At 72.8% G+C, this 8,477-nt stretch carries 9 protein-coding genes; 7 read left to right on the top strand and 2 right to left on the bottom strand.

The window, feature by feature from the left end:
* On the bottom strand, positions 1 to 334 hold a 334-nt coding region (locus ACFXI4_RS16130; RefSeq protein WP_384990926.1), incomplete at its 3' end, for a hypothetical protein.
* A 557-nt stretch (positions 335 to 891) separates the two neighbouring features.
* Between ACFXI4_RS16130 and ACFXI4_RS16125 the strand changes: the two genes are divergently transcribed.
* Entirely contained in the window at positions 892 to 1,743 is an 852-nt protein-coding gene (locus ACFXI4_RS16125; protein WP_384990924.1) for a GNAT family N-acetyltransferase, read from the top strand.
* An 80-nt stretch (positions 1,744 to 1,823) separates the two neighbouring features.
* Here ACFXI4_RS16125 and ACFXI4_RS16120 read toward each other — a convergent pair whose 3' ends face one another.
* The gene (locus tag ACFXI4_RS16120) at positions 1,824 to 2,711 is read right to left on the bottom strand and encodes a bifunctional DNA primase/polymerase (protein WP_384990921.1); all 888 of its coding nucleotides are present in this window, start codon (positions 2,709 to 2,711) and stop codon (positions 1,824 to 1,826) included.
* A gap of 358 nt (positions 2,712 to 3,069) precedes the next feature.
* Here ACFXI4_RS16120 and ACFXI4_RS16115 point away from each other — a divergent pair, with 358 nt between their 5' ends.
* The 6 genes from ACFXI4_RS16115 (at position 3,070) to ACFXI4_RS16090 (ending at position 8,301) form a co-directional block, all read left to right on the top strand.
* Entirely contained in the window at positions 3,070 to 3,387 is a 318-nt protein-coding gene (locus tag ACFXI4_RS16115; protein WP_384990918.1) for a hypothetical protein, read from the top strand.
* 130 nt (positions 3,388 to 3,517) lie between these two features.
* The gene (locus ACFXI4_RS16110; RefSeq protein ID WP_384990915.1) at positions 3,518 to 4,687 is read left to right on the top strand and encodes an acyl-CoA dehydrogenase family protein; all 1,170 of its coding nucleotides are present in this window, start codon (positions 3,518 to 3,520) and stop codon (positions 4,685 to 4,687) included.
* Positions 4,671 to 5,642: a bifunctional MaoC family dehydratase N-terminal/OB-fold nucleic acid binding domain-containing protein gene (locus ACFXI4_RS16105; protein WP_384990912.1), complete on the top strand. Its 972-nt coding sequence runs from the start codon at positions 4,671 to 4,673 to the stop codon at positions 5,640 to 5,642. Before ACFXI4_RS16110 ends, ACFXI4_RS16105 begins: the two co-directional genes overlap by 17 nt.
* A gap of 1 nt (position 5,643) precedes the next feature.
* Complete coding sequence (locus ACFXI4_RS16100) at positions 5,644 to 6,699, top strand: acyl-CoA dehydrogenase family protein (RefSeq protein ID WP_384990910.1); 1,056 nt, start codon at positions 5,644 to 5,646, stop codon at positions 6,697 to 6,699.
* The gene (locus ACFXI4_RS16095) at positions 6,689 to 7,138 is read left to right on the top strand and encodes a MaoC family dehydratase (RefSeq protein ID WP_384990907.1); all 450 of its coding nucleotides are present in this window, start codon (positions 6,689 to 6,691) and stop codon (positions 7,136 to 7,138) included. Before ACFXI4_RS16100 ends, ACFXI4_RS16095 begins: the two co-directional genes overlap by 11 nt.
* Positions 7,135 to 8,301 (top strand): lipid-transfer protein, encoded by a 1,167-nt coding sequence (locus tag ACFXI4_RS16090; protein ID WP_384990904.1) that lies wholly within the window; start codon positions 7,135 to 7,137, stop codon positions 8,299 to 8,301. Before ACFXI4_RS16095 ends, ACFXI4_RS16090 begins: the two co-directional genes overlap by 4 nt.
* Positions 8,302 to 8,477: the final 176 nt, after the last annotated feature.

Genomic DNA, 8,477 nt, shown 5'->3' with positions numbered 1-8,477 from the left:
GGGTGCCCAGGGCACGCAGGGTTCGCAGGGCGATACAGGTGTCGGTACGCAGGGTCCGCAGGGTGCGCAGGGCGATACGGGTGTCGGCGCGCAGGGTGCGCAGGGTTCGCAGGGCGATACGGGTGTCGGCGCGCAGGGTCCGCAGGGCACGCAGGGCACGCAGGGTTCGCAGGGCGATACGGGCGTCGGTACACAGGGTCCGCAGGGTGCCCAGGGCACGCAGGGCACGCAGGGCACGCAGGGTTCGCAGGGCGATACAGGTGTCGGCGCGCAGGGCCCGCAGGGTGCGCAGGGCACGCAGGGCGATACGGGTGTCGGTACACAGGGTCCCCAAGGCCCGCAGGGTGCCCCGGCAGCCGCTGGCACCGTTTACATCGCGGTTGCCGGCACCGCGACCCCTAATCTGTCGACGGCTTCCTGCAATCCCGGCGACGTCGCCGTCGGCGGCGGCTGGGACACCTCGGTCGATACGGTCCTCAACTATGACGGGCCAATTCCCGCCACTGCGGGTGCCGCACCCAGTGGGTGGCAGGTCGCGAGTGACTCAGGAGTTCCTCTCACTGCCTACGCGATCTGCGAGGACACGGCGTAACCGCGTGTGAGCGAAGACGCGGGGGCTCGCCGCTTCACCCGCGGACGGCTACGGCGCTGGGTCTTCGGCTTCTGAGGGCACCGTCAGCCTGTCCCGCAAGTCTGGTCAGAGGCGCAGCTGTCCCCGTCTCAGGGCCCGCGGGCGATCAACTCGGTCTTGAAAACTGTCGTGGCAGTGATGTCACCGTGGGTTCACATCCCATACCCACCGCAGCCTGGGCAAGGGGCGCTCCTCGACCAGGGGCGCCCCTTACGCGTGGGGGGCTGGACGGGCGGGCCCGGTCTGGGAAGGCTTCGGGCATGCGTTCAGCCGACTGGTATCTGACCGAAGACGTCGACGACTTCCTCGCCCGGGCCGGGGACTTCCTGCGTTCGCGTCCCGGCCCGCACGTCATGCAGCTGACCTGGGCCGAGAGGGTGCGGACGGGACGGGCCGCCTGCCAAGCCCCGGTCTTCGGGGTCCTGGGGCGGGCGGGCGAGGTCCGGGCCACCTTCTACCGATTCCCGCCCCGAGGCCTCGGCCTCTCCCCGCTCACTCCCGGGCAGGCCGACTCCCTCGCCGCCCGCCTGGCCGCCCTCGGCCACGCCGTCCCCACCGTCAGTGCGGACCACGCCACGGCCACCGCTTTCGCCGAAGCCTGGCAGCGGCACACCGGCGCGGTCCCGAAGCTCCGGGAGACGCGGCTGCGCCTGTACCGCCTCGGCACGCTCGTCCCACCGGAGCCGCCGCCCGCGGGTCGGAGCCGGGTCCTGGGCGAGCAGGACCTCGACCAAGCCATCTTCTGGTGCGGTGAGTTCGCCAAAGCCGTCGGGGAGGACGTCGCCGTCGACGCCGGAACCTGGGCCGGCACCCGCTACTCCGACAAGCGGTACACGCTCTGGGAGACCCCGGACGGCACTCCCGTCTCCGTCGCGGGCCTCAACCCGCAGATCGGCGGCCAGATCCAGGTGGACGTCGTCTACACCCCGGCCGGCCTGCGCGGTCGCGGCTACGCGGGCGCCGTCACCGCGGCGGTGAGCCGGGCCGCGCTGGCCGCGGGGGCCCGGGACGTCGTGCTGTTCGCGGACCTGTCCAACCCCACCAGCAACGCCCTCTACCAGCGTCTCGGCTATCGGGGGATCGCCGACTGGGCGGTGTACGACTTCTCGTAGAGGCGGTGAGGCCGCCTGTTCCGCCCGGTGCCCCGGAGTCGTGCGGAACCGGTGGGCTCCGGGGGACCGGGCGGCCGGTCTCAGGGGCGGTGGCCGGTCATGCGGGCCGCTGACGCGATCGTCGCGCGGGCCTCGCGTTCGGTCAGGCCGGTGTGGACGGCCGCGTCGATCAGCGGGGCCCGCAGGGCGCGGCCGATGCCGTTCTCGTAGGCGCGGCAGGCCGCCCAGAACAGGCGGGTGTTGCGCTGGCCCTCGTGGGCGGCGAGGACGAACTGGACCAGGCCCTGGCCGCGGTTGCCGACCGAGGGGTGGGTCGCGGGGTGGGGTGCTCGCGGGGGTGGCAGCAGGAGGCGGAGCAGGGACGGCGGGCAGGGGGCCGGGACCAGATGCTCGGTGCCGGGGGCGGTGGCGTAGACGCCGTGGTCGGTGCGCGAGCCGGGGCCGACCAGGTAGCCGCCCGCGCCCCGGATGTCGATGCCGGGGGCGAGCCGGCCGGCCGAGTTGGGGATCACGGCGTCCGGCGGTCCGGTCAGCCAGAGGTGGCGGCCGCCGCTGGGCGTGAGCACGACGACCGTGGCCGGGATGGTGAACAGGTGCCGGAGGGCCAGTTCGCGCAGCGCGCCGGTGGCGTCGGTTCCGGACTTCACGTCGAGGTCGACGCCGATGAGGCGGTGCGGAGGCAGCCCGCAGGCGATGCCGTAGCCGGTGGCCCAGGGAGCCGCGGCGAACAGCTCCCGGATGCGGGCCGGGTCGGTGGTGGCGTCGTACACCCCGTGGCCGGGGCGGCCGCATTCGCCGTGGCAGGGCGGTGGCGCCGGTTCCGGGTGGTCGGGGCGGAGGGATCGGTGCGGGGAGCGCAGGGCCGGGAGTTTGGTCCGGGACAGGGGGATGACGGCCAGGCCGCGCTCGGCGGCTGACAGGGCGTGTGCGAGGGCCAGCGTCGTGGCCTGCCGGTCGGTGGTGGCCATGGATCCATGTTCGTACGTCTGTTCGAAAAAAGGAAGAGGGGGCCGGGTCGACACGCCGTGAGCGGCGGCCCGGCCGGAGAAGGTGCCGGATCGGTTCTTCCCATGGGGTGCTTGATGTGGAGATGCCCGGAGTGGTCAGAACTGGGGTGGAAGTCGACCAAAGATGGCGAAAGGGGTTTATCGACTTGTCATCACGCTTGAGGGCGAATGAGGCCTTCAGGGCTGGTTCGCCGGGGATCCGGTGGGCAATTCTGATCTCGCGACGTCGATGGAAACCGCCGAGACGGTCGGCCAACTGTCCCGGAAACAGCCTTACTTGACGTACTTCCGGCCTAGCCGGGCTCTGAGAGGAAACAACATGGCAAGCATCCGTACCGCCCGCGTTCTCGCCGCCGTCTCCGCCCTCCCGCTCGCCGCCGCCCTCTTCGCCGGTGTCGCCGCCGCGGACAACGGTGCGATCGCGGGCAGCGGATCGAGCGCCAACGCGGGCGTGGCGGGCATCATCGGCAGCGGTGTCGGCCACGACAACAACGGCAACTCCTCCACCACGCAGCAGAACGCGGTGGGCAGCGGCGCCTCGAACCAGAGCAACACCGCGCAGGTCAACAGGTCCGCGTGGACGGCCCTCCAGCAGGGCAACCACAACGTTGCCGTCCACTTCACCCGACTGTGGTAGTCCCCGGCTGAGCCCTGGTGGGGTGTGCTCTGTGGGGATGCAGTGCGCCTGCGCGGCGGTACTCCGGTGCCGCCGCGCAGGCGTTTTCCGGCCTTGACAGCACACCGTATCTGACGGACAGTCAGAAACCATGCATCTGGCCCCCACCGAACGCCAGCGGCGGCTGCGCGCCGAACTCCGCGCCTATTTCGCTTCCTTGGTCCCCTCCCCTGTCCCCGAGGCGCCCGAGGAACGCCGCGCCCTGCTGCGCCGCATCGGCGCGGACGGCCTGCTCGGCCTCGGCTGGCCCGTCGAGTACGGCGGTCAAGGGCGGGGCGCCGACGAGCAGTTCGTCTTCTTCGACGAGGCGTACCGAGCCGGTGCCCCGGTCTCCATGGTCACCCTCAACACGGTCGGGCCCACGCTCATGAAGTACGGCAGCGACGCGCAGAGGGCCCGCTTCCTGCCCGGCATCCTCAGCGGCGACCTGGTCTTCGCCATCGGCTACAGCGAACCCTCCGCGGGCACCGACCTGGCCTCGCTGCGCACCCGCGCGGTGCGGGACGGCGACGGCTGGCGGATCGACGGGCAGAAGATCTTCACCTCGGGCGCCCAGCACGCCGACTGGATCTGGCTGGCCTGCCGTACCGACCCCGAGGCGCCCAGGCACCGCGGCATCTCGATCCTCCTGGTCCCCACCGACGCCCCCGGCTTCTCCTGGACCCCGATCGAGACGGTCGGCAGCCAGATCACCACGGCGACCTACTACGACGGCGTGCGCGTCCCCGCCGGCCACCTGGTCGGCGCCGAGCACGACGGCTGGTCGCTCATCACCAACCAGCTCAACCACGAGCGGGTCGCCCTCGCCGCGACCGCCATGCAGGCCGAGGACTTCTACGATGCCGCGCTCAGTGCTGCCCGCACCCCCGATCCGGTGACGGGCCGACGCCGTGTTGACGAGCCCTGGGTGCGTTTCCGGCTGGCCGAGGCGCATGCCCGGCTGGCGGCGAACCGCCTGCTCAGCTGGCGTCTGGTGGGGGACACGGGGGCGGGCCGGGTACCCCCCGCGGAGGCCAGCGGCGTGAAGTTCGCGGGAACGGAATCGGCAGTCGCGACGTATCGCATGTGTCAGGAGATCGTCGGCGAGGCGGCATGGGTCAGGTCCGGGTCGCCGGGGGCGTTCGGGGACGGCGAGCTGGAGCGGCTCAACAGGGCGGCACAGATCAACACGTTCGGGGGCGGGGTGAGCGAGGTGCAGCGGGAGATCGTCGCGACGATGCGGCTCGGGATGAGGAGGGGTGGCCGTGGCCGGGGGGACTGACGCGCTGGGGGCGCGGCTCAAGACGTACGAAGGGCTGCCGGCCTCCCGGGCGGGCGCCGGCAAGGACCCGGTCAACCTGCCCATGATCCGGCACTGGTGCGAGGTGATGGGCGACACGAATCCGGCGTACCGGGGGGCCGATGCGGTCGCCCCGCCCACCATGCTCCAGGCCTGGACGATGGGCGGCCTCTCCGGGAACACGGCGCGCACCGGCGCGTACGACGAGATGTCCGCCCTGCTCGACGAGGCGGGCTGTGTCTCGATCGTCGCCACCGACTGCGAGCAGGAGTACCTGCGCCCGCTGCGGCCGGGCGACGAACTGGTCTTCGACACGGTGATCGAGACGGTGTCCGGGCGGAAGACGACGAAGCTGGGCACGGGCTACTTCGTCACGACGCGCACGGACGTCCGGGTCGGCGCGGAGCTGGTCGGCGTCCACCGCCTGCGCGTCCTCAAGTACGCGCCCGCGGGGAGGCCGGTCAAGGCTCCGGCGCGCCCCCGCCCGGTGGTCAACCGGGACAACGCCGGCTTCTGGGAGGGCGTGGCCGAGGGCCGTCTCCTCATCCAGCGCTGCGCCGGCTGCGGCGCCCTGCGCCACCCCTGGCTGCCGGGCTGCAACGCGTGCGGCTGCCTCGACTGGGACACGGTCGAGTCGGCCGGCGACGGCACGGTCTACTCGTACGTCGTGATGCACCACCCGCCCTTCCCGGCCTTCGCCCCTCCCTACGCGGTCGGTCTGGTCGAACTCGCCGAGGGCGTACGGATGGTGAGCAACGTGGTGGGGGTGCCGTACGACAAGGTGCGGATCGGGCTGCCGGTGCGGGTGGAGTTCTGCCGGTTCGAGGACGAGGAGGGCGCGCTGACCCTGCCCGTCTTCCGGGCCGCCGACACCCTCGACACCCCCCGCACCCCTGGGGCTCTCGGCGGTCCCGGCGCTCCCGGCGGGGAGGCCTGACATGGACTTCACGCCCACCGAGGCACAGACCGAGGCCCGGGACCTGGCCGCCGGGATCTTCGCCGACCTCGCCACCCCCGAGCGGCTGCGCGCCGCCGGCACCGGCAGTGACCCGGAGCTGTGGAAGGCACTCACCGGGGCCGGGCTGGTGGCCGCGGTGGCCGAAGTGGGCCTGCTGGGGCTGGTGCTGCTCCTGGAGGAGCAGGGGCGCACCACGGCCCAGGTGCCGTACGCGGCGAGCTGTGTGTACGGGCAGCTGGCGGTAGCCGCGCACGGCACGGGCGGACAGCGGGAGCGGCTGCTGCCGGGGATCGAGGACGGGTCGGTGGTCGTCGCCGGGGCGTTTCCGGCCCAGCCGGCGGTACGGCCCACCGCGCGGGGCGGGCTGACCGGTACCGTCGCCGTCGTCCCCTGGCTGCGCGACGCGACACACGTCCTGGTCGCGGACGCCGGCCGGCGGCTCTGGCTGGTGCCGCTCGGGGCGGGCACCGGCATCGAGGAGACCGAGCTCACCGCGCCCTGGTCGGCGGGACGGCTCACCCTCCACGAGGCCCCCGCCGAGCCCCTCGGCACCGGCCCGGGGTCCGGCGAAGGCCCCGGGCACGTCGGCGCCTACGCCGACGTCCTGGCCGTCGCCCGTACCGCCTTCGCCGGGCTCCAGGCCGGTGTCTGCGCGGGCTCCCTGGCCCGGGCCGTCGCACACACCAACACCCGCGAACAGTTCGGGCGCCCGCTGGCCACCCGGCAGGCCGTGCAACTCCGGGCCGCCGACGCCCACATGGACACCGAGGCGATACGGGTGACGGCGTACGAGGCGGCCTGGCGGCGGGACGCCGGGCTGCCGTACGCGACACACGCGCTGACCGCCGCCTGGTGGGCGTCCGAGGCGGGGCAGCGGGTCGTGCACACGGGCCAGCATCTGCACGGCGGCACGGGTGCCGATGTCGGGCATCCGGTGCACCGGCACTTCCTGTGGGGACGCCAGCTGGACGCCTATCTCGGCAGCGGGAGCGAAGTGCTCCAGGAACTGGGGGAGTTGATCGCGAGTGCGGGTTGAGACGACACGGCCGGGGGTGGGCACCGAGCTGCCGCCCCTGGAGATACCGATCACGCGGACCCTGATCGTGGCCGGCGCGATCGCGTCCCGGGACTACCAGGACGTGCACCACGACGCCGAACTGGCCCACCGGAAGGGGTCGCCGGACATCTTCATGAACATCCTGACGACGAACGGCCTGGTCGGCCGGTACATCACCGACTGCTTCGGCCCGACGGCCCAGCTGCGCAAGGTCGCCATCCGGCTGGGCGCGCCCAACTACCCCGGGGACACCATGGTGTTGACCGGCAGGATCGAGGAGCTGGACGAGCAGGCGGGGACGGCGACGGTCCGGGTGCTCGGCGCGAACGGCATCGGCCACCACGTGACCGGCACCGTGACCCTCTCCTTCACCGAAGCCACGGTGACCGTCACCCTCACCGACGAGGAGGAGGCATGAGCATCCGGGACCGGGACTCGCTCGGCGGGCGGGCGGCGATCGTGGGGATCGGGGCCACCGAGTTCTCCAAGGACTCGGGACGCAGTGAGCTGCGGCTGGCGGCGGAGGCGGTGCGGGCCGCGCTGGCCGACGCGGGGCTGACCCCGGCGGACGTGGACGGGATGGTGACGTTCACGATGGACACCAGCCCGGAGATCACCGTGGCGCAGGCCTGCGGGATCGGCGAGCTGTCCTTCTTCTCCCGGGTCCACTACGGCGGCGGCGCGGCCTGTGCGACCGTCCAGCAGGCGGCGCTGGCGGTGGCGACGGGGCTGGCCGAGGTCGTCGTCTGCTACCGGGCGTTCAACGAGCGCTCGGGGCGCCGGTTCGGCTCCGGCGTGCGGCACCGGGAACCGTCGGCGGAGGGCGCGGCACTGGGCTGGGCGCTGCCGTTCGGGCTGCTCACCCCGGCGTCCTGGGTGGCGATGGCGGCACAGCGCTACCTGCACGCCTACGGGCTGACCCCGGACGCGTTCGGGCATGTGGCGGTGGTGGACCGGAAGTACGCGGCGACCAATCCCGCCGCCTACTTCCACGGCCGTCCGATCACCCTCGCCGACCACGCGGCCTCCCGCTGGATCGTCGAACCGCTCCGGCTCCTCGACTGCTGCCAGGAGACGGACGGCGGACAGGCGCTCGTCGTCACCTCGGTGGAGCGGGCGCGGGATCTGCCGCGTCCGCCGGCCGTGATCGCGGCGGCCGCGCAGGGGGCCGGCCGGGCCCAGGAGCAGATGACCAGCTTCTACCGGGACGACCTGACCGGCCTGCCCGAGACGGCCGTGGTGGCCGGACAGCTGTGGCGCACCTCGGGGCTGGCCCCGGCCGACATCGACGTGGGGATCCTGTACGACCACTTCACCCCGTTCGTGCTGATGCAGCTGGAGGAGTTCGGGTTCTGCGGGCGCGGCGAGGCGGCGGACTTCGTGGCCGAGGAGCGGCTGCCGCTGAACACACACGGGGGACAGCTCGGGGAGGCCTACCTCCACGGGATGAACGGGATAGCGGAAGGGGTGCGCCAGCTGCGCGGCGCCGGCGTGAACCAGATACCGGGCGCGGCCCGGGTCCTGGTGACGGCCGGCACGGGGGTGCCGACATCGGGGCTGGTCCTGACCTCGGACGGGTGAACAGGCGCCCCGCCGGGCGTGGTCCGGCGCCTGGGCCGTACCGCCCCCTCAGGGGTAAACCCGCAGGAGTACTGCGCCCGTACTCCACCTTCAGGAGGTGTAGCCACCCCCACCCCTACAACCTGAGGCGGACTCTCCTTCGGGACCTGCGGCCGATCCGCCGTCACGCTGTTCGC

Origin of the sequence: Streptomyces sp. NPDC059224, assembly GCF_042754285.1 — a bacterium.
Classification (GTDB): domain Bacteria; phylum Actinomycetota; class Actinomycetes; order Streptomycetales; family Streptomycetaceae; genus Streptomyces.
This window is presented reverse-complemented; position numbering and strand designations above follow the sequence as displayed.